Here is a 21,634-nt window from a genome sequence, read left to right as displayed (position 1 = left end):
ATGTCTCCCCTCCGCGCCGAAGAGATCAGAAGTAGGCGTTGGCCGGGATTGGCGTGCCGTGCAACAGGTTCTGGCCGATTACCCGGGCTTTGTATCCCACCGGGTTGTGCAGCGTGATCGTGCGGATGTTGCGCCAGTGCCGGTCCAGATTGCGTTGGCGGCTGGCGGCGCTGGCGCCGCCGAGCTCGAGCAGCCGGGTGGCGGCCTCGGGCGCGACGTCGTCGATGTGGACCTTCACCTTGGCGACCTTGAGCTGGGCCTCGGCGGCCAGGCCGGCGTCGGGAACGCCGTCTTGTACCGAGTCCGTGGCCGCCTCGATGGCCGACGCCGCGTCGAGCACCGCCGCCCGCGCGATGTAGGCGGTGCTGGCCAGCTCACCGAGCTGACGTTGGTAGAGCGGATCGTCAACCGGGCTCTCGGTCAGGGCGTGGCTGAAGCTGCGGGTACGCGAGCGCAACAGCTCGACACCGTCATCGACAATCGTCTGGAGCACACCGGCGACGACGGCGTGGATGTAGAGCTGAAGTGACGCGTACTGCACTGTCGGCACCGGGTCGGCGTCATAGGGGGTGTCGTTCAACACCTCGTCCGGCGCCACGTCGACGCTGGTGAAGACGGTGGTGCCGGTCCCGGTGCGACGCTGGCCGAAACCATCCCAGTCGTCGACCAGGCGCACCCCGGCCCGATCGGCGGGCACGATGACCGTGGCCACCGAGTCGTGGTCCGTGGTGGCGGTGACGGTCAGGTAGTCGGCGAACAACGTGCCGGTGCTGTAGTACTTCTCGCCCGTCAGCCGGTAGCCGCCGGGAACGGGCAGCAACCGGGTGTTGAACACCAGGCTGCCGACAGCGTTCGAGCCCTTTTCACTGAAGGCGTTGCCCACGATGTGACCCTGGGCGACCTTGGCCAGCCACTGGGCCGACCGCGCTTCGGAGAGCGTGCGGAGCCGCTCTTCGACGAACCAGAAGTGTGTGCGGAAGATGTGCGCCACAATAGGATCAGCCGCTGCGACGTCGATGATGGTCGAAAACAATTGACGGACACTGAAATTCGGACCATCCAGCTCGTCCGGCAGCCGCAGCGTGCCGAATCCCGCTTTCTTGAGCGCGTTGACTTGGTCAAATGGGTTCTCGTCGTTGAGGTCTCGATCTTTGGCGCCCGCCCTGATCTGGGCCAGCAGATCGGCGAATTCGGGCGTGCCGGGCAGGATGCGGTTGACAGGCTCCACTGTTGTCATGGCCCCGTTCTACCGACGGCCAGGATCGCGGGCACTGCTTTGGCTCATCCCGAACCTAAGAGAGGGGTAGGGCGCATTCCATTCCCGCCCCAGGCGAGGCACAATCAACCCATGGTTGGCATGCGGCGATGACGTTGAACGAGAAGCGGCGCCGCGCCCACGACAAGCTCGCTGCTCTGCCTGGGGTTCGCCCGATTCGGCGTCCGATCACCCCTGGTGGATCCGACGAATTCGACCTGTATTACGTGCGCACCGGCCGCAAGACCAAGCATCCACTTGTCATCATCCCCGGGGGGCCGGGGGCCGCGTCGATCGCGCTCTACCGGCGCCTTCGCCGCCATGCCGCCGCCGAAGGCCTCGACGTGATCATGATCGAGCACCGGGGAATCGGGATGTCGCGCCATGACGACGCCGGCGCCGACCTGCCGCCCGAGGCGCTGACCGTCGAGCAGGTGGTCGACGATGTCGCGGCGGTACTCGACGACGCCCAGGTCGATAGCGCCGTCATCTATGGCACGTCGTATGGCACCTACGTCGCCGCGGGGGTCGGGGTGCGTCATCCGGCCCGGGTGCTCGCGATGGTGCTGGATTCCCCGCTGCTGGCCGGTGACGACATCGAGGTGGTGCGGCGCAATCTGCGCAGTGTGCTGTGGGACGGCCAGCGACCCGATACCGAGGAGTTGGCCGACAAGGTCCGGCGGCTGGCCGACGCAGGTGTGATGACGCCGGCCGCCGCTCAGCTCGCCGCGACCCTCTACGGGTTCGGGGGAGCCCGGCTGCTGGACCGTCAGCTGGACCTGCTGCTGGGCGGTCGCCAGTTGGTGTGGACGGCGATGGCGCGGGTCGGCGAGCTGATGGCCAGCCGAAAAGCGCCCTATCGCAACGAAACCGACCTCGTCGGGCGGATCGGCTACCGCGAGCTCAACTATGCCGCGGACCCCGACGGACTGCCGCTCGACCCCGCGGTGGCGATGCGCGAGTTCGCCACCGGGAAGGCCCCGCCGTTCGAGGCCGAACCGTTCGACCTGGTCGCCGAGATGCCGAAATTCAGCTGGCCCACGGTGGTGATATCGGGTGGTCGGGACCTGGTCACGCCGCCCGCGGTGGCCGAGCGGGTGGCAGGGCTCATCCCGGCATCGGTACTGGTGCGGCTACCCACCTCCGGTCACAGCGTGCTCGACACCAAGGAGCGGGCGGCGCTGCGGATCGCCGAGGCGGCCGCTATCGGCCGGATCGATACGTTGCCACCGCAGGAGGCGGCGCTGGACGCCATGCCCAGTCGCCCCGCCGTGCGATTGATGGTGTCGGCGATGTCGGTGGCGGCCCGCGTGGAGGCGGTGCTGCCCGCCACGGTCCCGCGGGTGGTGGTGCGTAGTGCGCCTAAGCCCGTTACTTCATGAATCCGATTGCGCTGTAGTTCAAGTCGCCCAACCCGGCCGGTCCGTAGTTGGCCAGATTGCTGCGTATCGCGACGTTGCCGGGCGACTGGAACAACGGCAGGCTGAATCCTTCGCCGAAGATCAGCTTGTCCGCGTCATTGGCCAGGCTGCGAGCCTTGTCCGGATCGAGTTCGTTCAGCACGTCCTCGACCTTGGCGTCGATGTCGGGGCTACTGATCTTGCCGAAGTTACTGTCGGCGCCGGTGGTGTAGATCTGGTTCAGGCAGCACAACGCGAAAGCATCACCCACCCATGAGAATTGGGCGATGTCGAAGTCGCCGGGGATGATGTAGTTGGTGAAGAACCCGTTACCCGGCTTGGCGTCGATCTGCAGGTTCACCCCGATCTGGGCCAGGCTGTTCTGCGCGACAAGCGCGACCTGCCGGGTGGTTTGCGCGTCGTAGAGGACGTCGCGGATGACCAGCTGCTTGCCGTTCTTCTCCCGGAACTGGCCGTTGAGCTTCCAGCCCAGTGCGTCGAGTTCCTGCTTGGCCTTCTCCGGGTCGAACGCGACTTCCTGGCTGTTGTCCTGATACCCCTTCTGGCCGGCCACGAAGATGTGGTTGTTCAGCGGGACGGGCTTGTCGACCAATCCCCGTTGCGTCACGTTGGCGATGGCCTGCCGGTCGATGCCCTTGGAGACGGCCAGCCGCAGCGCCTTGTCCGAAAGGATCGACCCCGGTGCGCCGTTGAAGGTGAAGTGATACCAGCTCAAGCCGGGCGCCCGCCGGATCGAGATGCCCGCGGTGCCCCGGGCGATGGTCAGTTCATCCAACGAGGCCAGGCCGGTCGCATCGATCGTGTTGTTTTGCAGCGCAGGGATTCTCGCGGCGTCATCGAGAACAAGGAAGGTGAACGAGTCCAGCAGCGGCGGGGTGCCCCACCACTTCGGATTGCGGGTCAGCACGATGCGCTGAGCGGTGCGGTCCAACGAGGAGACCAAGAACGGGCCCGCGGACGGCCCGGGACCGTTGAGCTGACCCTTGTTGAACACGTCGGGATTGGCGGTCATGCTCTTGGGCAGCAGCATGGTGTTGCCCGCGAACATCCCTCGCCACTCGGCGTAATGCTTGGCGAAGGTGATGACGGCCTGGCGGTCGTCCACACCACGGGTGACTGAGGCGACCCGGTCGCTGCCGTTGGGCGAGGCGATGGCGTAGGTCTTGTCCTTGCCGCTGGTCGCGTTGATCTGGGACGCGATGTCCTCCCACGTGATCGGCGTCCCGTCGGACCAGACCGCTTTGGGGTTGATGGTGTAAATGACGACTTGGGGGTCGGTGCTGGTGAGTTCGACGCTTGTGAAGTAGTCGGTGTTGACCTTCATCGAACCGTCAGCGGCGATGACGAATGCGCGCGGCATGGTGGGCCGCAGGATCGCGCCGGTGTCGGCGTCGTTGCCGTCGATGTTGAGCGTGTTCCAGTTCGACGGGAACGCTGAAAGTGCCAGTCGCAGGTTGCCGCCGTTACGCAGAGTCGCCGGGTCTTGTGGGTTGATGTCGCTGGTCGAGCCGAGTTCGGCGTTGCCGCCCGCGGACGGCACATCGCGCTTACTGCTCGAGCACCCGGCCACCACCAGACTTGCCACGACTGCCAGCACTGCGATTCGGCCGGCGTTCCGGCGGATCAATCGGGTCACGCCACTGATGCTAACGGCGACGGGGATCCGGTTGCGGGATAGCAGCCAGCAACTTCCTGGTGTAGTCGTGCTGCGGGTTGGCGAAAATGTCGTCGGCGTCGCCGTATTCCACCATCGCGCCGCGGTACATCACGACCACGCGGTGCGCGAGATGCTTGACCACCGACAGGTCGTGCGAGACGAACAGATAGGACAGGTCGAATTCGCGCTGCAGGTCCAGCAGCAGGTTGATGATGCCGGCCTGGATGGAGACGTCGAGCGCCGATACGGGTTCGTCGAGTGCCAAGATCTTGGGCTGCAGCGCCAACGCGCGCGCGATGCCGATCCGCTGCTTCTGGCCGCCGGAGAACTCGGCGGGGTACCGGCTGGCGTCGGCGCGCCGCATACCGACCGTCTCCAGTAGCTCGGCGACCCGAGTGTCGATGGCTGACTTGGTGAAGCCGTTGGCGCCCAACGGTTCTGCCAGCAGTTCGAAGACGGGCAGCCGAGGGTCCAGCGAAGCCACCGGATCCTGGAACACCACCTGCAGATCGCGGCGCAATTCGCGCCGTCGGGCCGAGGTGAGGGTGGCGACGTCATTGCCGAGCACCTCGATGGAGCCGGACTGCGGCGCCGACAGCCCCAGGATTTCGTGCAGGGTGGTCGACTTCCCGGAGCCAGACTCTCCGACGATGCCCAGCGTCTGGCCGCGGGGCAGATCGAAGCTGAGGCCGTCGACGGCGCGGACTTCGCCGATCTGGCGCCGGAACACCACCCCCTTGGTCAGCCGGTAGGTCTTGACCAGGTCTTGCACCCGGATCACCACCTCGGGGTCCGGGGTGTCTTCGACGGCCTCCGGCTGGGTGGACACACCGTAGATCTCCTCGGCGGTGCGGCCCTTGACCTGGTCGGTGCGGATGCACGCTGCCGAATGAGCGGGGGCGAGGTCGAGCAATGCCGGTTCGGTGCTTCGGCACTCGTCGATTGCCAGCGGGCAGCGTGGGGCGAACGGACAGCCCGGCGGGAGACTCACCAGCGAAGGCGGCGCACCGGGGATCGGAACCAGCCGGGTGCCCTGTGGCGAGTCGAGCCGCGGCACCGAGCCCAACAGGCCTGCGGTGTAGGGCATTCGGCGATCCCGGTACAGCTCGTCGACCGTTGCGATCTCGACTGCGCGCCCGGCGTACATGACCAATGCGCGGTCGGCGAACTCGGCCACCACACCAAGGTCATGGGTGATGATCAATACCCCCGCACCTGTGACGTCACGGGCGGTCTTGAGTACGTCCAGGATCTGGGCCTGCACGGTCACGTCCAGGGCCGTGGTCGGTTCATCGCAGATCAACAGGTCGGGGTCGTTGGCGATCGCGATCGCGATGACCACCCGCTGCCGCTCGCCACCGGACAGCTCGTGCGGGAAGGCCCGCGCCCGTCGCTCGGGCTGGGCGATGCCGACAAGTTCGAGCAGTTCGACAGCCCGCTGACGTGCTGCCCGCTTGCCGATATCACGCTGGTGGACCGTGATCGCCTCGGCGATCTGGTCGCCGACGGTGTACACCGGCGTCAGCGCCGACATCGGATCCTGAAACACCGTGCCGATGCGCCGGCCACGGATCTTCGACATCTCCGGGTCGGACAAGTCGAGCAACTCCTGCCCGCCCAGCCGGACCGAGCCCGATACCGTGGCGTACTCGGGCAACAAGCCGATGACCGCCATGGCCGCCGCTGATTTACCCGAACCCGATTCACCGACCATTGCCACGACCTCGCGGGGCCGGACCGCATACGTCAAGCCACGCACCGCGGTCAGATCGTCGGTACCAGTCGGGAAGCTGACCGCGAGGTCGGTGACCTCCAGCAGGGTGTCGCTCACGACTTCTTCTTCCTCCTGCGGCCCCGGCGCAGGAGGGCGCTGCCGGGGTCGAGCGCGTCGCGAAGCCCGTCGCCGGTGAGGTTGGCGCACACCAGGATCAGCACCAGAACACCAGCGGGAAATAGGAACACCCACGGAAACGTCGTCGCGGATTTGGTGCCGTCGGCGATGAGAGTGCCGAGCGAGACATCGGGTGGCTGGATGCCGAAACCCAGGAAGCTCAAGCCGGTTTCGGCCAGGATCGCGACGGCGACGTTCAACGCGGCGTCGATGATCAGGATGGAGGCGACGTTCGGGATGATGTGACGGCTGATGATGCGCCGGCTCGGCACCCCCATATACCTTGCGGCCTGGACGAATTCGCGTTCCCGCAGACTCATCGTCAGGCCGCGCACCATGCGGGAGCTCACCATCCAGCTGAATCCGGCGAGCAGCACGATGAGCAGCGCGACATTGGCGGAGTTCTTGGTGAGCGGGGTGAGGATCGCGATCAGGATGAAACTCGGCACCACCAGAAGCAGATCCACCAACCACATCAGCGTGCGATCGCGCCAGCCGCCGAAGTAACCGGCGATCGAGCCGACAGTGGCGGCGATCCCCGTCGAGATGACCGCGACGCACACGCCGATCAGCATCGACTTCTGCATGCCGCGCAGAATCTGGGCGAACAGATCCTGGCCCAACGCATTGGTGCCGAACCAATGGTCGGTGCTCGGCGGTTCCTGCAGCGCGTAGAAGTCGAGATCGGTGTACTTCCACGGCAGCAGCGGGGGCAGCGCGTAGCAGCCGATGAAGAGCAGTGCCAGCACCACCAGGGAGGCCATCGCCGCGCGGTTGCGGGCGAACCGGCGCAGCACCAAGGTGCGCCGGGACGCGAATTCCTCGGGCTTGACGCCGGCCCGGGCGGTCGTTTCCGTCACGTCACCCTCACTCGGGGGTCCAGCATCGCGTAGATGACGTCGGACAGTAGCCCGGCCAGCAATACCACCGCGCCGGAGAACACCGTGATGGCCGCGACGATGTTGGTGTCCTGAGTAGCGATGCCCTGCACCACCCACTCACCCATGCCGTGCCAGCCGAAGATCTTCTCCACGAACACCGCGCCGGTCACCAAACCCGCAACACCGTAGGCGAACAACGTCGCCATCGGGATCAGTGCGGTACGCAGTCCGTGCTTGAACAGTGCCTGCCGTCGGGTCAGGCCCTTGGCCCTGGCGGTGCGGATGAAGTCCTGGCCGAGGACGTCGAGCATCGCATTGCGCTGGTAACGGCTGTAACCGGCGATCGCGCCCAGGGCCAGCGTGACGCTGGGCAGGATCAGGTGCTGAAGCCGGTCGATGAACTGATTCAGAAATGTCTGCGGCCCGGCCGCTGCGCTGTCCGGTGACGTTTCGCCGGTGTAGGAGAAAATCTGGAGTCCTAGAACGGAATTGACCTTGAGCGCCGCCAGGATCGCCAGGTTGGCGATCACGAACGTCGGCGTACTGATCACCAGCAGTGACAACAAGGTGATCACCCGATCGGACAGCCGGTATTGCCGGATCGCGCCCCAGGCGCCCACCACCACGCCGATCACGGTGCCCAGCACCGAGCCGATGATCAGCAGCCGCAGGCTGACCCCGATACGCCGCCACAATTCATCGGAGACAGGCTGGCCGGTGACCGTGGTGCCGAAATCGCCGCGCACCGCGCCGGCGACCCAGTGGCCGTATCGCAGCGGTATCGGTTTGTCGAGATCGAGTTCGGCGGCCTTGGCGTCGATCACGGCTTGCGGCGGGCGTGGATTGCGTTGCAGCAGGCTGTTCAACGGCGTGAACGTCAACGATGTCAGCGAAAAGGTCAGGAACGATGCCAACGCCAACAGCACCAGATAGTTGAGCAGCCGACGCGCCAGAAATCGCGTCATCGGACGCCGCAGGCCGCAGGGTGCATGCAGCACAGGGTAGGAGATGCCGGCGGAAAGCGACGGGAGGACCCGGGGGTTTATCGCCACAGAACACGGGTAGGCAGTCGGAGGTGAATGGCATCACACCCAGGCGATTGATGGCGACGGTACTGGTGGGGCTCTCGGCGTTGACGGCGGCCTGCCAGGACAAGGGCAGCACTATCGAGCCGACGACGACGAGCCCCGGCCCGACGACCGCGCACACCTCACCACCGGCGCTGCCCAGCTCGTCGATTGCGTCGGCCAGTCCGCAGCCGAGTATGGAGCCCCGATAGCCGGCTGTTGCCTGCGCGTATAGCGACTCGCGCGGCGTCGAGAGGTTTCGGTCTCACAGCACCACCCCGGAACCGCGCGAAGCGCCTTAGGCTTCCAGTTTGGATCAGCCTGATCGCTCACGATGGCAGCGGCTTTGGCCCGAGTTACCATCGCGCAGTGAGCGTTACCGACGAATACCTGGCCAACAATGTCGAATACGCGAAGGACTTCACGGGGCCGCTGCCGTTGCCGCCGAGTAAGCACGTCGCTGTGGTGGCGTGCATGGATGCGCGGTTAGACGTCTACCGGATCCTGGGCCTCAAAGACGGTGAGGCACATGTGATTCGGAACGCCGGCGGCGTAGTCACCCACGATGAGATCCGGTCGCTGGCCATCAGCCAGCGACTGCTCGGCACCAAAGAGATCATCCTTATCCACCACACCGACTGCGGCATGCTGACTTTCACCGACGACGGATTCAAGCGCGATATCCAGGATGAGGTCGGCATCAAGCCGGAATGGGCGGCCGAAGCCTTCTCTGATCTGGAAGAAGATGTGCGCCAGTCACTGCGTCGCATCGCCAACAGCCCGTTCGTCACCAAGCACGAGTCGCTGCGCGGCTTCGTCTTCGACGTGGCGACCGGCCGGCTGAACGAAGTCGTTCTCTAGGCCGTCCTTCCCCGCAAGGTTGTGAATCGTCGCCTGACCTGCGGTGATGGCATCTGCACTTAAGTATTGACTTCTGCTATCCGGCTCGCTAAATTCCAGGCTAGCTTTGTAATTATGGTCAATCCTACCAACTTTACGAGGAAACCAATGGCAAGTCCGGTGGTCGAAAGCCCCACACCGGGGCAATACGAGCTGAGCCACCTACGGTCGCTGGAGGCCGAGGCAATCCACATCATCCGCGAGGTCGCGGCCGAGTTCGAACGGCCGGTGCTGTTGTTCTCCGGCGGCAAGGACTCGATCGTGATGCTGCACCTGGCGATCAAGGCCTTCGCTCCCGGGCGACTGCCGTTCCCGGTGATGCACGTCGACACCGGTCACAACTTCGACGAGGTGATCGCGACCCGCGACGAACTGGTCGCCAAGTACGGCCTGCGGCTTGTGGTCGCCAGTGTGGAAGAAGACATCGAAGCCGGTCGCGTCGTGGACAACGGCCCGTCGCGCAACCCGCTGCAGACCGTCACACTGTTGCGCGGGATCCGCGAGAACAAGTTCGATGCCGCCTTCGGCGGCGCCCGCCGCGACGAGGAGAAGGCCCGCGCCAAAGAGCGGGTCTTCAGCTTCCGCGACGAGTTCGGTCAGTGGGACCCCAAGGCCCAGCGCCCCGAGCTGTGGAACATCTACAACGGACGCCATCGCAAGGGCGAGCACATCCGCGTCTTCCCACTGTCGAACTGGACCGAGTACGACATCTGGGCCTACATCGGTGCCGAGGAGATCACCCTGCCGGGGATCTACTACGCCCACACCCGTCCGGTGTTCCAGCGCGACGGGATGCTGTTGGCTGTCCACGAATACATGCAGCCCGCTGCCGACGAGCCGGTGTTCGAAACCTCAGTGCGGTTCCGCACCGTCGGCGACGTGACGTGCACCGGCTGTGTGGAGTCCACGGCCGTCACCGTCGACGAGGTGATCGCCGAGACCGCGTTGTCGCGGCTGACCGAGCGTGGCGCCACTCGCGCCGACGACCGGATTTCCGAAGCTGGCATGGAAGACCGTAAGCGGGAGGGCTACTTCTGATGGCGACGCTATTGCGCATTGCGACCGCGGGTTCGGTCGATGACGGCAAGTCGACCCTGATCGGCCGGCTGCTGTACGACTCGAAAGCCGTAATGGAAGACCAGCTGGCCGCCGTCGAGCGGACCTCGCGGGAGCGCGGTAATGACTACACCGACCTGGCGTTGGTGACCGACGGGCTGCGTTCCGAGCGGGAGCAGGGCATCACCATCGATGTCGCCTACCGCTATTTCGCCACGGCCAAGCGGAAATTCATCATTGCCGACACCCCGGGACACATCCAGTACACCCGCAACATGGTCACCGGGACCTCGACCGCGCAGCTGGTGATCGTGCTCGTCGACGCCCGCCACGGGTTGCTCGAGCAGTCCCGCAGGCACGCGTTCCTGGCCTCCCTGCTCGGCGTGCAACACGTGGTGCTGGCGGTCAACAAGATGGACCTCATCGATTGGGACCGTGAGCGTTTCGAGTGGATCCGCGAGGAGTTCCACGCTTTTGCCGCCCGGCTGGACATCCACGACGTCACCACCATCCCGATGTCGGCGCTCAACGGCGACAACGTGGTCACCAAGTCGGACAAGGCGCCCTGGTATGACGGACCGCCGCTGCTCAGTCATCTCGAGGACGTCTATATCGCCGGCGATCGCAACCTGGTCGACGTCCGTTTCCCGGTGCAGTACGTGATCCGGCCGCAGACCCTCGAACATGCCGATCACCGCAGCTATGCCGGCACCGTCGCCAGCGGCGTGATGCGCCCCGGCGACGAGATCGTCGTGCTCCCAAGCGGAAAAACCAGTCGCATCACCACGATCGACGGCCCCACCGGGCCTGTCGAGGAGGCGTTCCCGCCGATGGCGGTGTCGATCAGCCTGGCTGACGATATCGATATCTCACGCGGTGATCTATTGGCCCGGCCGCAGAATCAGCCAACGCCGACGAAGGAGTTCGACGCCATGGTGTGTTGGATGGCCGACGACACCGCTCTGGAGCCCGGCCGCGACTACATCATCAAGCACACCACCCGCACCACGCGGGCTCGAGTGGGTGGTCTGGACTATCGCCTGGACGTCAACACCCTGCACCGGGACAAGAGCGCAACGGCGTTGAAGCTCAACGAACTCGGCCGCGTAACCCTACGCACGCAGGTGCCGCTGCTACTCGACGAATACTCCCGCAACGCGGCCACCGGGTCGTTCATCCTGATCGACGCCGACACCAACGTGACGGTCGCCGCGGGCATGGTCCGCGATACCGCTCCGGCGGCCAGCCGTACCGCGTCGCCGAACACGGTGCGCCATCAGTCGCTGGTTAGTGCCGGTGAGCGGCTCACCAAGGGGCGCACACTGTGGTTCACCGGCCTGTCCGGGTCCGGTAAGTCGTCGGTTGCGGTGCTGGTGGAGCAGAAGCTGCTCGAACATGGTTGCCCCGCTTACATTCTCGACGGTGACAACCTGCGTCACGGACTCAACGCCGACCTGGGCTTCTCGATGGCCGATCGTGCCGAGAACTTGCGCCGGCTGGCCCACATCGCCACGCTGATGGCCGATGCCGGTCTGACGGTGCTGGTGCCGGTGATCAGTCCGTTGGAGGAACACCGAGAGCTGGCTCGCAAGGTGCACGCCGATCAGGATGTCGAGTTCTTCGAGGTTTTCATCGACACTCCTCTGGAAGACTGCGAGCGCCGCGACCCCAAGGGGCTCTATGCCAAGGCCCGCGCTGGGGAGATCACCCACTTCACCGGAATCGACAGCCCCTACCAACGACCGAAGAGTCCTGATCTGCGGCTGACGCCGGACTACAGCTGCGACGAGCTGGCCCAGCAGGTCGTGGACCTGTTGGAGGGTCAGCAGTGAGCGACCACGAACTAGCGGCCACGCTGGCCACCCAGGCGGGCCAGCTGCTGCTGGGCGTCCGCGCCGAACTGGCCGATGCGTCAGGCGCGGAGCGAAAAGCAGCTGGCGACAAGCGGTCTCACGATTACTTGATGGAGGCGCTGGCCAAAGCGCGCCCCGATGACGCGGTGCTCTCCGAGGAGGGCGCCGACGACCCGGTCCGGCTGCGCAGTAACCGGGTGTGGATCGTCGACCCGCTCGACGGCACCCGCGAGTTCTCCGAACTCGACCGCGAAGACTGGGCCGTGCATGTGGCGTTGTGGCAGGACGGGGAACTGATCGCCGGGGCGGTGGCGCTTCCGGCTCAGGCCATCACGCTTGCCACACCGACGGTGCCGGCACCGCCGCCCGCCCCGGCAGTGCCGCGCATCGTGGTGTCGCGGACCCGACCCCCCGCGGTCGCGCTGCAGGTGCGGGATGCCCTGAACGGCGTGCTGGTCGAAATGGGTTCTGCCGGAGCGAAAGTCGCGGCAGTGGTGCAAGGTCTGGCGGATGTCTACGTGCACGCCGGCGGCCAGTACGAGTGGGATTCGGCCGCTCCGGTGGCCGTCGCCCGTGCCGCTGGGTTGCACACCTCGCGCATCGATGGATCTGCGCTCCAGTACAACCGTCCCGACCCACTGCTGCCTGACGTCGTGGTGTGCCGGCCGGAATACGCTGAGGCGGTGCTGGCGGCAACGCAGTAGCGTTGCGCCATGAGTGAACTCACGACCCTGCGCGCGATCGCGGGGCTGCCCCTCGAACCGCCGAGCCTGGCTGCGTCGACCCTGATCCTGATCGATTGCCAGAACACCTATACACACGGTGTCATGGAGCTCGAAGGTGTGCAGGCTGCGCTGGACGAGGCCGCGTTATTGCTGGACCGCGCCCGGTCGACGGGCATCCCCGTCATCCACATCCAGCACGACGACGGCCCCGGCTCGCTTTACGACATCACCGGCGAGAGCGGTGCCATCGTCGATCGGGTTGCGCCTCGTGATGGTGAACCGGTGGTGGTCAAGAACTACCCGAACTCGTTCGTGCAGACGCCACTTGAGGAACGCCTCAAGGATGTCGGCACCGAGAACCTGATCATCGCCGGCTTCATGACGCACATGTGCGTGAACTCGACAGCCAGAGGAGCATTCAATCTGGGCTACGCGCCGACTGTCGTGGCCGCTGCCACGGCCACGCGGTCGTTGCCAGGTCCCGACCCGGCCGCGCCCGTGCCGGCATCGGCGTTGCAGGCAGCCAGCCTCGCCGGGATAGCGGACCTGTTCGCTGTCGTGGCGCCGGATTCGGCTGCAATCCCCAGCTGACGTGCACTTCGTAGGGCTTACCTGAGAAAAATCGCCTCGCAATCTGAGAAAGTCGCGTGTCCTAGCGGTGCTAATGCGCGCTGACCCAAGTGGCACCCGTGCGGTGGCGAACCGACCAAAAATTGCTGGCAGGCCCGGTGTGCCAGCCTTTGCCCAGTTCGATGGTAATTAGTCAGTTAACTGGAAGTTAACCCAGCAGAATTTTGACTGCCATCCAAGAAATATTTACGGGCGAATGCGTCAATATCGCCCTTCCTCAGGTTTTTCTCAGGTATGTTCAGGTTCATCAGTATTTGTCCATGCCCAGAAGGGGTTGAAATGCAAATCTCCTTACGTTCACAACTTATTGCCGGAACTGCCGCGGTCGTCGGCGCCAGTGCCATCGCAATGACGCCGGTAACTCCGGCCAATCTCGCCTTGCCCGACCTGCGGATCTCGTCGGTCACCGACATCGCAATCGCGGGCTTCGACAGCCCGCTGTCGGAACTCATCGGCACTCTGAACTCCCTCAATCAGTGGGTGCTCAGCGCCGATAACACGACTGCTGGCTACACCGCCCTCGGCGGGATTCTCGATGCCGGCGGCGTCGCCGTGATCAAAGCAGGCTACGGATTCAACGCCGTCGGTTTGCTCCCGCAGGTGATCAACGACCACTTGCCGATCATCAGCCAACTCGGTTACAACGGGTCGGCCTCGCTGGAGAGCACGGCGAACGCCGCGACGACTATCGCGTTGATCGCCAGCGAAGCGTTGTGGAACCTGCCCGGGGCATTCGTCACGGCCACGCAGCAGGCACTGTCGGGGGATATCGCCGGCGCCATCACGACGTTGCAAACCGCGATCGTGACTCCGTTCGTGGCGGCTGGCCAGACCGCCCTGGCTGCGGGTAACTACATGCTGGACAACGCGGTCGCCAGGGGAACAGCCCTGCTCTCGGCGGTTCCCACGCTGGTGAACCTGGTTGTCCAGAGCTCCATTGGGCAAGCAACGGTGCTCGGTACCGCGTTCAGTACGGTCATCCAGAACGTGATCGCCGGCGTGGCGGCCGGGAATGCGGTGCAGGCGTGGAACGCCGCTGTTGACGGATTCCTTGGGCCGAACGGGATCCCGGGCACGATGCTCAACCTGACCGTCGGTGCTGGTGTGCAGACCGGGCCAGCAACGGTTGTGCCGAGCATTCGCGGTGAGATTCAGGCCGCTGTCAAGGGCATTGCGAACGCGCTGTCGCAGACCGGATCGGCCCCGCCCGTTCCGCCGCCGTCCGCGGCCGTGCAGAGCGCTTCCCCGTCATCGTCGGCGCTGCGGGCCGCGGCCGTGCAGGATTCGTCGGCTGCCGGTGCCAGCAACGGGAACTCGGGCGGTGGCAACGCAGGAGGCAGTCACGCCAAGAGCGCCTCGACCAACACCGGTAGCAACCATGGTGTTGCGGGTTCCAAGAGGGCAGCTGGCAAGTCTTAGGCCGGCAAGTCTGCCCCGTAATCCAGTACACGGGCGGGTGCCCTTCCTTTTGTACAAAGAGGAGGGGCACTTCGCTTTTCATCCACGTCAAATTCGGTGAATTCACCGTCCCAAAATTGGGACTCCTCTCTTAGCTTTCTCTCAGGTATTCTTAAGCTGGCAATGCCCTGGAATAGCCAGGAGGGAGCACACGTTGCGGCGCGGGATTGGTGCGATTTTCACCACCGGAGTGGCGCTGGTCGGTGCGACAGTCGTGGTTGCCAATCCGGTGTCAGCACCGCCGTCGGACGCTCGTGTGCCCGCGGTGAAGCTCTCGGCCGGCAGTGCGTCCCCGGCGGCTCTTGACCGGGCCTTGTTGGAAGCGATCGCGCAAGACTCCGCCGCGTCGAGCCCGGCGACCCCCTTCAAGAAATTGCTCGCCGGGGCTGTGGCGGACGTGACTCTGTTCAGCGGCGCGGCGGTGGAGAAAGCGTTCCTGGACGAGGCGGTGGACGCGACGCCCCTCCCGGCGCCGCACGTGTCGCCCGCGGCGGTCGCCGACCTGCTCAGCGTTGAGCCGGTGACGAAGCCGGCCGCCACGGTGTCCGCCCCCGTCATCGACGACCTCCGGTTGCAGCACGCGGTGACGTCGGTCGCCGACTATGTCGGGTACGTGAGCACGGAGGTCGTCGAAGCAACCGTCGCGGCCGGCACGATGGGCGCGGCCGAACCCAAGCTCATGTCGGACACCCTGACCTTGCTCTCCCACGGTGACGTGGACTCCGCCATCAGCGCAGCCCTGCGCGCGGTGGCGACACCGCTCGGCGCGCCACTGACCACCGTCGAAGCGATTCGCGCGGCTGTGCGTCAGCGGCTCACCGAGCTGGCCGATCTGCTGAGGCGGCCCGTGCAGCACCCGCCGAAAACCCAGGCCGTCCGGACTGCGGTGAGCGCAATCCCGAGGTCGCCGCGGGCTCTACTGGGGCACCGCAGGGGCTCGGCGGTCACCACCCAGCCGGCCGCGGCCACCACGTCGGAACGGGACGCACCCAAGCCGACGACGGTCAACGGCGGCACCGATCTGACTAACGGCAACAAGGCTGTGCCGCGCAAGGAGGCCGCGCACGCCGGGTTGCGGCAGCGCGGCGCGGCATCTCTGAACCAGGCGCGGACCTCGCTGCAGCGCCTCGGCGATGTCCTGCGCAAGGCGATCACGCCACATCGGCCGCATCACCACTAGCCGCACAGTGGCAGAATTCGCGGCATGCGGATGTCAGCGAAGGCCGAGTATGCCGTCCGCGCCATGACACAGCTGGCATCCGTCGACACCGGCGCGCTGGTCAAGACCGAGGATTTGGCCAAGGCCCAGGGCATCCCCGCGCAATTCCTTGTCGACATCCTCTCGGACTTGCGCACCGACCGGCTGGTTCGTAGCCATCGCGGCCGTGACGGGGGCTACGAGCTGGGTCGTCCGGCCGCCGAGATCAGCATCGCCGACGTGCTGCGCTGCATCGACGGGCCGCTGGCCAGCGTGCGCGACATCGGCCTGGGGGACTTGCCCTACAGCGGGCCGACGGCGGCCTTGACCGACGTATGGCGGGCACTGCGCGCCAGCATGCGCTCAGTGTTGGAGGAAACCAGTCTGGCCGACGTGGCCAGCGGACAACTGCCCGAGCATGTGGCCGTGATGGCTCGCGACTACCTGAGCCAAGAGGACCACCGCGGCCACGGCTGATTCCAGCCTCATCCTGATCCATAGGGGCGAGTGATGATCTCCAGGAAGTGGCCGGCAGGATCGCGGAAGTAGACGCCGCGGCCGCCGTCGTTGCGATTGATCTGACCCGGCCGGGACGCACGCGGGTCGGCCCAGTGGGGCATGTCCCGCTCGGAGATCTTCGCGTAGATCGCATCGAAGTCATCTTCGGAAACCAGGAAGGCGTAATGCTGCGGTTGGATGGGCTCGCCGGCCGCCACGTCCGCGTAGTCGAGGCTGAGCCCATGGTCGAGGGCGACGAGGAGGAAATGTCCGAAGGGAACCGCGTTGGGCAACCCGAATAGCTCCGTCAAGAACCGCGCAGACTCGTGTTTGTCGTGCGCCGCGACGATGGTGTGATTCAACGCGATTGCCATTACCGTTATCAGTCAAGCACTTTGGGATAGCGCGTGCAATGAAGGCCGGCGAGCCCGTACCCTCTCTGGCTTATGGCGACACCGCAGGCTCGTGGCGAAGTGCTGGGAAACATCGGACCCAACTGGTTCGCATCGGTGATGGGCACCGGAATCGTTGCGACCGCGGGCTCGACACTGCCCGTGCATGTCTGGGGGCTACGTGGATTCGCCGAGGTGGTCTGGGTGGTCGCCGCGGCATTGCTCATCGTGCTGATCGCCCTGGTCGGGGTGCACTGGTTACGGCACCCGACGGTCGCGCGCACCCACGCCAGGAACCCACAGATGGCCCACTTCTACGGGGCGGCACCGATGGCGCTGCTGACCGTCGGCGGCGGTGCGGTGCTGATCGGAAAAGACCTCATCGGCGAGCGCCTCGCCGTCGACCTGGACTGGGTGTTGTGGACCGCGGGCACCATAGGCGGCCTGTTCACCGCGGTGAGCATTCCGTTCCTCATGTTCACTCAGCACAACGTCGAGCCGGACGCCGCGTTCGGCGGCTGGCTGATGCCGGTGGTGCCCCCGATGGTCTCGGCGGCCAACGGCGCATTGCTCATCTCGCACATGGCACCGGGCACCGGGCGCACCACCATGCTCTACGGCTGTTACGCGATGTTCGGGCTGTCACTGGTGGCCGCATTCATCATCATCACGCTGATCTGGAGCCGGCTCGCCCTCTATGGCACGTCGGGTACCGCCCGAGTGCCCACGCTATGGATCGTGCTCGGCCCGCTGGGCCAATCCATCACCGCGGCCGGACTTCTCGGCCACGTCGCGGCGCTGGCGGTGGGACCTGAGCTCGCGGCGAACCTGAATGCGTTCGCGATCATCTTCGGGGTGCCGGTGTGGGGCTTTGCCGTGCTGTGGATCGCGCTGGCCACCTCGTTGACGGTTCGCACCCTGCGACGCGGGATGCCGTTCGCACTGACGTGGTGGAGCCTGACCTTCCCGGTCGGCACATTCGTCACGGGCACTACGCAGCTCGCCGTGCACTCTCAACTGCCTGCGTTCAGGGTCGCCGCGGTGATCGCCTACGTCGGGCTGCTGAGCACCTGGCTGTTGGTGGCGGTCCGCACCACCAGGGGCAGCGTGCACGGCAATCTACTGAACCCCCCGCCGGCCGCCGGGCCGATCAAAGCGCACAAAGACCCCGCGCGCTAACCCTATTCGCGCGGGTCGAGCGGGTTGACCCGCGTGACGATCAGCGGATCAGCATTTGTGAACGGGAAATTCGGTAGGTCGTCGATGTGCACGTTGAACGTCGCGGCGAGCACCTCGCGCGAGTACGCACTCGCCGATGCCCGGTAACCGATGTCGCCGGGGGTCGGCTGGTCGAAGAAAATCGCGAAATGCAGGTCGGGCGCGTCGAATACCTCGATGTGATGAGGATAGGCGCGGGGAATGAAATACATGTCGCCCTGCTCGAGGTACCAGGTGTCCAGGGAGCCATCGGGATTCATCACCGTCATCCGCGAACTCCCGGATGCGACGTAGCCCATCTCCGCGGTGATGGGATGCCAGTGCGGTTCGCGCATGCCGTCCTCGCGAATCCGCAGCGAGTACATCGACATGTCCTTGAGCGCAGGCCAGAACCCGACTCGAGCCAGGCGTGCCGACCCGACCGCACTTCCGACCGGCGGGCTTTGCGCCTCGACACCGAACTTGTGCGGATCGTTGAAGTACGCGGTGCTGGGCACCGAGGCATCTCCGACGCGGGCCGCCAGTTTCCGGTCGGTTGTGTCGCGGTGGATCTTCGCGAAGTCCGAGGCCGGCAGGTCGTAGGTGTTGCCCAGCACCGCATCGGTCATCGCGCCGAACGCGGCGCCCAGCCCGAAATCCTCTGGCCGCTCATGGCGGAACGCCAAGATGAACTCGGCGGGCTCCTCGCCGATGTTCTCGATGTGGTGCAATGAACCGGAGTCGACGTGGAACATCTCGCCGGCGCCAATCGTGAACGACGTGAACTGGCTCCCGGTGTCGAGGATCGACACCAGCGACGTTCCTGAGACGCAGTACGCCAGTTCGTTGGCGTTGGCATGCCAGTGCGGTGTTCGCATTGCACCCGGGTTGATCACGAGGCGTTTGATCGACAGGCCGGACAGGATGGGCAGGTTGTCGGCGGTGATCCGGCGGATCGAACCGAGATCAGATTCCTCGACAATCTCACCGTCGAGCAACGACACCGAATGTTCGCTGCGCTCAAGCTTTGTCATCTACGGTGATCCTCTCATTGGACGAATATTGCAGTAGAGCAGGATTATTGGGAGTACGCCGTCCAGCCGGACATGTCGTATCCAGGGGTGTCGCGCCAGCGGAGGAACGCGGCCGAGTCGGTCCCCAAGGTCACCGGCACGGCCAAATCGGTGCGGCGGCCGGCGATCAGCCGCCGTTGATCCATCCACCAATCCGGCTGCCCGCGCGTGGTGATATCCAGACTCACCGTCCCTGCGTCGTCGATGCCGGCGACAACGGGTGCCTCGGCGTCGACCGGATTCATGGTGAACACGCCGCTGGAGCCCTGACAGCCGTCACCCACGGCGTTGGCGACCACCGTGTAGGCCTGGCTGGTCTTGGCCACGGCATACCAGAGGCACATGGTGTTGGGGGCAAACCCGTGTGCGAACAGTCCTTTGGATTCCTGCAGCGCACCGCCGTAACGGCCGTCCCATCGGGTGGGAATCGCGATCACATCGGCGCGGCGCACCGCCAGTACGCCGCTGGCTTCCGGGAATCGCACGTCTTCGCACAGCAGCAGTCCGACGCGGCCGATCGAGGTGTCGAAGACCGGCAGGTCGTCGCCGGCGCTCGCCCAGGAATATGCGGGGTCCAGATGGGTTTGCCGATAGCTGCCGGTGACGGTTCCGTCGGGGGCGACCAAAACCGCGGTGTGGAAGAGCGCGCCGTTGTCGCGTTCGACGTGACTTCCGACGACGAACCGGTGCAGCCTGACCGCGAAGTCGCTGAGCACCTGGACGGTGCGTCCCAGCCCGGACTCGGCGATCGCGGCGGGCTCGTCGGGATCGGCCGGAGCGCCGGTGAGCGTGAACGCCGGAAACACCACGATGCCGTCGCCGCCCGCGCGGTCCTGCAGCGTGAGCACCTGCTCGTTGGCCCGACCTATATTGCCGTCGGTGTCGCCGGCGACGACGGCGTACTGCACCGCGGTGACGGTGATCGCGTGCGACTGGGCGGAAGCCTTGGTATCGGTCGGAGCCCGGTAGAAGGCGAGTTCGCCGTAGAGCTCGGGACGACGGCGCTGCAAGGTGGCCTTCTGGTCGTTGACATACAGGGCCGGATCGATCTCGCCGTACAGGACGGCGCCGGGGTTGGTGAGGGTGAGGTTCTGGTCGGTGGCGGGCAGGTGGCCCGTGCGCCGGCCATCGGCCTGCCAGATCGACGCGGAACCCCCGTAGATCACCGACAGGCCGGTGGTCGGATTGGTCTCGACGTTGTTGCGGTCCGCGGCGACCATCGCCAGCCCGTTCCATGCGCAAAGTTGTTGCACCGCAGCGATTGTCGAATGGTTTCCCTTGGCCTCGGCACCCAACTGCGTGAGCACCCTGTCGCTGGAGCAGATGTACGCGATCAGGTCGGCGCCTTTGATGGCCGGCAACCGGGCTGGTTCCCAGTAGGTGTCGTCGTAACAGATGATCATGCAGATCTTGCCGAGCTCGGTGTCGAAGACCGGATAGCCGGTGTTGCCAGGGGTGAACCACATGATGTCGCTGGAGTTCAGCCCGTTCTTGCGGTATTTGCCGATATAACCGACCGGGCCGACGAGTGCACCCGTGTTGTAGGTCAGATCCGTCGCGGGATCGATCTCGGCGATACCGATCGCGACGTAGCAGTTGTGTCGTGCGCAGATCTCCGCGATCGCCTCGGTGCCCTTGCCGGGCACTGTATCCATGTACGGCAGAAACTGAGCACGATCACGATAGATGTATCCGGACAACGCCGCTTCGGGCAGCACGATCAGGCGCGCCCCGCTGGCGGCGGCTTCCTCGGTGAGAGCGCACGCGCGCTCGATGTTGCGTTCGAACTCGAACAGTTCGGGATTGAACTCGACCGCGGCGACCTTAAAGGGGGCAGGCATGGTCCGCTGTCATTCGCTCAGAGACCGACTTGGCCATTCCCCTCCCCAGCAAACCCGGCCCAAACCGTAACAGCTGCCGCGACGGTGCCGCAAGGAATCCGGCCAACCTGTGAACCTGCCGAGACTCGGTCGTGGCTAGCGTCAATTGTGCTGACCGCCAACTGTTCTGGCGCATCTGGGCCTACTTGCGGGCGGACAGCTCCAGTGCGATGTTGTCCGGGTCCCGGAACTCCAGGATGTAGGCCACCCCGATGTCCTTGATCGGTTCGTGGGCGATACCGAGCTGGTCGAGGTGTGCGGCCGCCTGTTCCAGGTCGGCAAGCGCGGGCAGGACGAAGGCCAGATGGTCGAGGCCCACCCGGTCCTCGTCGAACGTGCCGGTGCCGGTCGGCCGCAGGCCGATCAATGACTCGCCGATGTTGTAGATGACTCCGCCGAACAGGAACGAGAGCTGCTCGCGGGTTGCGGCGTCGGCGTTGTCCGGCAGCGCGGCAAAGACCGGCCAGCCGAACACGCTGTCGTAAAACCGGCGCGACGTGGCGATGTCGGTGACGGTCAGCCGCACGTGGGCGATGGCGGTGGTGGCGATGGGCATGCGCCTCATCCTGTCAGTACCTCGGAGCGGCGCGCACCCGTCATGC

General features: G+C 65.4%; 20 protein-coding genes. 11 read left to right on the top strand and 9 right to left on the bottom strand.

Going from position 1 to position 21,634, the window contains the following annotated elements; all coding sequences use genetic code 11:
• Window positions 1-25 precede the first annotated feature (25 nt).
• Window positions 26-1,237, bottom strand: coding sequence for an acyl-CoA dehydrogenase family protein (locus CG716_RS26495; protein ID WP_094484120.1), 1,212 nt, complete (start codon window positions 1,235-1,237; stop codon window positions 26-28).
• A 128-nt stretch (window positions 1,238-1,365) separates the two neighbouring features.
• Between CG716_RS26495 and CG716_RS26490 the strand changes: the two genes are divergently transcribed.
• Window positions 1,366-2,637, top strand: a complete 1,272-nt coding sequence (locus CG716_RS26490) for an alpha/beta hydrolase (RefSeq protein ID WP_094484119.1) — start codon at window positions 1,366-1,368, stop codon at window positions 2,635-2,637.
• On the opposite strand, the gene CG716_RS26485 is transcribed toward CG716_RS26490, so the two are convergent.
• Genes CG716_RS26485 through CG716_RS26470 form a run of 4 tightly spaced genes read right to left on the bottom strand, consistent with a single transcriptional unit; the run spans window position 2,627 to window position 8,070 of the window.
• Window positions 2,627-4,273 carry an oligopeptide ABC transporter substrate-binding protein OppA gene (locus CG716_RS26485; protein WP_420093229.1) on the bottom strand — a complete coding sequence of 549 codons (1,647 nt, stop codon included), beginning with the start codon at window positions 4,271-4,273 and terminating at the stop codon, window positions 2,627-2,629. The two genes, CG716_RS26490 and CG716_RS26485, sit on opposite strands and share 11 nt — an antisense overlap.
• A 49-nt stretch (window positions 4,274-4,322) precedes the next feature.
• The gene (locus CG716_RS26480) at window positions 4,323-6,164 is read right to left on the bottom strand and encodes an oligopeptide ABC transporter ATP-binding protein OppD (protein ID WP_094484118.1); all 1,842 of its coding nucleotides are present in this window, start codon (window positions 6,162-6,164) and stop codon (window positions 4,323-4,325) included.
• On the bottom strand, window positions 6,161-7,084 hold the full coding sequence (locus CG716_RS26475; RefSeq protein WP_094484117.1) for an oligopeptide ABC transporter permease OppC: 924 nt from the start codon (window positions 7,082-7,084) through the stop codon (window positions 6,161-6,163). Before CG716_RS26475 ends, CG716_RS26480 begins: the two co-directional genes overlap by 4 nt.
• Window positions 7,081-8,070: an oligopeptide ABC transporter permease OppB gene (locus tag CG716_RS26470; RefSeq protein WP_094484146.1), complete on the bottom strand. Its 990-nt coding sequence runs from the start codon at window positions 8,068-8,070 to the stop codon at window positions 7,081-7,083. The genes CG716_RS26475 and CG716_RS26470 overlap by 4 nt, the downstream gene beginning before the upstream one ends.
• Window positions 8,071-8,180: 110 nt before the next feature.
• Here CG716_RS26470 and CG716_RS29975 point away from each other — a divergent pair, with 110 nt between their 5' ends.
• From CG716_RS29975 to CG716_RS26430, 9 genes are all read left to right on the top strand, one after another.
• Window positions 8,181-8,384 (top strand): hypothetical protein, encoded by a 204-nt coding sequence (locus CG716_RS29975; RefSeq protein ID WP_133067028.1) that lies wholly within the window; start codon window positions 8,181-8,183, stop codon window positions 8,382-8,384.
• 157 nt (window positions 8,385-8,541) lie between these two features.
• Window positions 8,542-9,033, top strand: coding sequence for a beta-class carbonic anhydrase (locus tag CG716_RS26465; RefSeq protein WP_094484116.1), 492 nt, complete (start codon window positions 8,542-8,544; stop codon window positions 9,031-9,033).
• A 114-nt stretch (window positions 9,034-9,147) separates the two neighbouring features.
• A complete protein-coding gene (gene cysD, locus CG716_RS26460) occupies window positions 9,148-10,110 on the top strand; it encodes a sulfate adenylyltransferase subunit CysD (RefSeq protein WP_410430789.1) in 963 nt (320 codons plus the stop codon).
• Complete coding sequence (gene cysC / locus CG716_RS26455) at window positions 10,110-11,960, top strand: sulfate adenylyltransferase subunit CysN (RefSeq protein ID WP_094484114.1); 1,851 nt, start codon at window positions 10,110-10,112, stop codon at window positions 11,958-11,960. The genes cysD and cysC overlap by 1 nt, the downstream gene beginning before the upstream one ends.
• Window positions 11,957-12,685 carry a 3'(2'),5'-bisphosphate nucleotidase CysQ gene (locus CG716_RS26450; RefSeq protein ID WP_094484113.1) on the top strand — a complete coding sequence of 243 codons (729 nt, stop codon included), beginning with the start codon at window positions 11,957-11,959 and terminating at the stop codon, window positions 12,683-12,685. The genes cysC and CG716_RS26450 overlap by 4 nt, the downstream gene beginning before the upstream one ends.
• 9 nt (window positions 12,686-12,694) lie before the next feature.
• Complete coding sequence (locus CG716_RS26445; RefSeq protein ID WP_094484112.1) at window positions 12,695-13,297, top strand: isochorismatase family protein; 603 nt, start codon at window positions 12,695-12,697, stop codon at window positions 13,295-13,297.
• A gap of 318 nt (window positions 13,298-13,615) precedes the next feature.
• A complete protein-coding gene (locus CG716_RS30385; protein WP_165774315.1) occupies window positions 13,616-14,755 on the top strand; it encodes a hypothetical protein in 1,140 nt (379 codons plus the stop codon).
• 193 nt (window positions 14,756-14,948) lie between these two features.
• On the top strand, window positions 14,949-15,974 hold the full coding sequence (locus tag CG716_RS26435; RefSeq protein ID WP_133067026.1) for a hypothetical protein: 1,026 nt from the start codon (window positions 14,949-14,951) through the stop codon (window positions 15,972-15,974).
• Window positions 15,975-15,998: 24 nt separating this feature from the next.
• Window positions 15,999-16,469, top strand: a complete 471-nt coding sequence (locus CG716_RS26430; protein WP_094484109.1) for an Rrf2 family transcriptional regulator — start codon at window positions 15,999-16,001, stop codon at window positions 16,467-16,469.
• 8 nt (window positions 16,470-16,477) lie between these two features.
• Here CG716_RS26430 and CG716_RS26425 read toward each other — a convergent pair whose 3' ends face one another.
• Window positions 16,478-16,864 carry a VOC family protein gene (locus CG716_RS26425; protein WP_094484108.1) on the bottom strand — a complete coding sequence of 129 codons (387 nt, stop codon included), beginning with the start codon at window positions 16,862-16,864 and terminating at the stop codon, window positions 16,478-16,480.
• Between the two features lie 72 nt (window positions 16,865-16,936).
• Here CG716_RS26425 and CG716_RS26420 point away from each other — a divergent pair, with 72 nt between their 5' ends.
• A complete protein-coding gene (locus tag CG716_RS26420) occupies window positions 16,937-18,061 on the top strand; it encodes a TDT family transporter (RefSeq protein WP_094484107.1) in 1,125 nt (374 codons plus the stop codon).
• Window positions 18,062-18,063: 2 nt separating this feature from the next.
• Here the strand turns inward: CG716_RS26420 and CG716_RS26415 are convergent, their stop codons facing one another.
• From CG716_RS26415 to CG716_RS26405, 3 genes are all read right to left on the bottom strand, one after another.
• On the bottom strand, window positions 18,064-19,113 hold the full coding sequence (locus tag CG716_RS26415) for a cupin domain-containing protein (protein ID WP_094484106.1): 1,050 nt from the start codon (window positions 19,111-19,113) through the stop codon (window positions 18,064-18,066).
• A gap of 44 nt (window positions 19,114-19,157) precedes the next feature.
• A complete protein-coding gene (locus CG716_RS26410; protein ID WP_094484105.1) occupies window positions 19,158-20,993 on the bottom strand; it encodes a nitrilase-related carbon-nitrogen hydrolase in 1,836 nt (611 codons plus the stop codon).
• A gap of 181 nt (window positions 20,994-21,174) precedes the next feature.
• Entirely contained in the window at window positions 21,175-21,588 is a 414-nt protein-coding gene (locus CG716_RS26405) for a VOC family protein (protein ID WP_094484104.1), read from the bottom strand.
• Window positions 21,589-21,634: the final 46 nt, after the last annotated feature.

The sequence above is a fragment of the Mycolicibacterium sphagni genome (assembly GCF_002250655.1).
GTDB lineage: Bacteria > Actinomycetota > Actinomycetes > Mycobacteriales > Mycobacteriaceae > Mycobacterium > Mycobacterium sphagni.
Note: the sequence above shows the minus strand (reverse complement) of the source record. Positions and strands in the feature narration are given on the sequence as shown.

Coding starts and splice junctions, on each gene's coding strand:
- CG716_RS26420 (WP_094484107.1), top strand. CDS start 16,937: ATGGCGACACCGCAGGCTCGTGGCGAAGTGCTGGGAAACATCGGACCC.
- CG716_RS26495 (WP_094484120.1), bottom strand. CDS start 1,237: ATGACAACAGTGGAGCCTGTCAACCGCATCCTGCCCGGCACGCCCGAA.
- CG716_RS30385 (WP_165774315.1), top strand. CDS start 13,616: ATGCAAATCTCCTTACGTTCACAACTTATTGCCGGAACTGCCGCGGTC.
- CG716_RS26490 (WP_094484119.1), top strand. CDS start 1,366: ATGACGTTGAACGAGAAGCGGCGCCGCGCCCACGACAAGCTCGCTGCT.
- CG716_RS26445 (WP_094484112.1), top strand. CDS start 12,695: ATGAGTGAACTCACGACCCTGCGCGCGATCGCGGGGCTGCCCCTCGAA.
- CG716_RS26410 (WP_094484105.1), bottom strand. CDS start 20,993: ATGCCTGCCCCCTTTAAGGTCGCCGCGGTCGAGTTCAATCCCGAACTG.
- cysD (WP_410430789.1), top strand. CDS start 9,148: ATGGTCAATCCTACCAACTTTACGAGGAAACCAATGGCAAGTCCGGTG.
- CG716_RS26430 (WP_094484109.1), top strand. CDS start 15,999: ATGCGGATGTCAGCGAAGGCCGAGTATGCCGTCCGCGCCATGACACAG.
- cysC (WP_094484114.1), top strand. CDS start 10,110: ATGGCGACGCTATTGCGCATTGCGACCGCGGGTTCGGTCGATGACGGC.
- CG716_RS26405 (WP_094484104.1), bottom strand. CDS start 21,588: ATGCCCATCGCCACCACCGCCATCGCCCACGTGCGGCTGACCGTCACC.
- CG716_RS26425 (WP_094484108.1), bottom strand. CDS start 16,864: ATGGCAATCGCGTTGAATCACACCATCGTCGCGGCGCACGACAAACAC.
- CG716_RS26470 (WP_094484146.1), bottom strand. CDS start 8,070: ATGACGCGATTTCTGGCGCGTCGGCTGCTCAACTATCTGGTGCTGTTG.
- CG716_RS26415 (WP_094484106.1), bottom strand. CDS start 19,113: ATGACAAAGCTTGAGCGCAGCGAACATTCGGTGTCGTTGCTCGACGGT.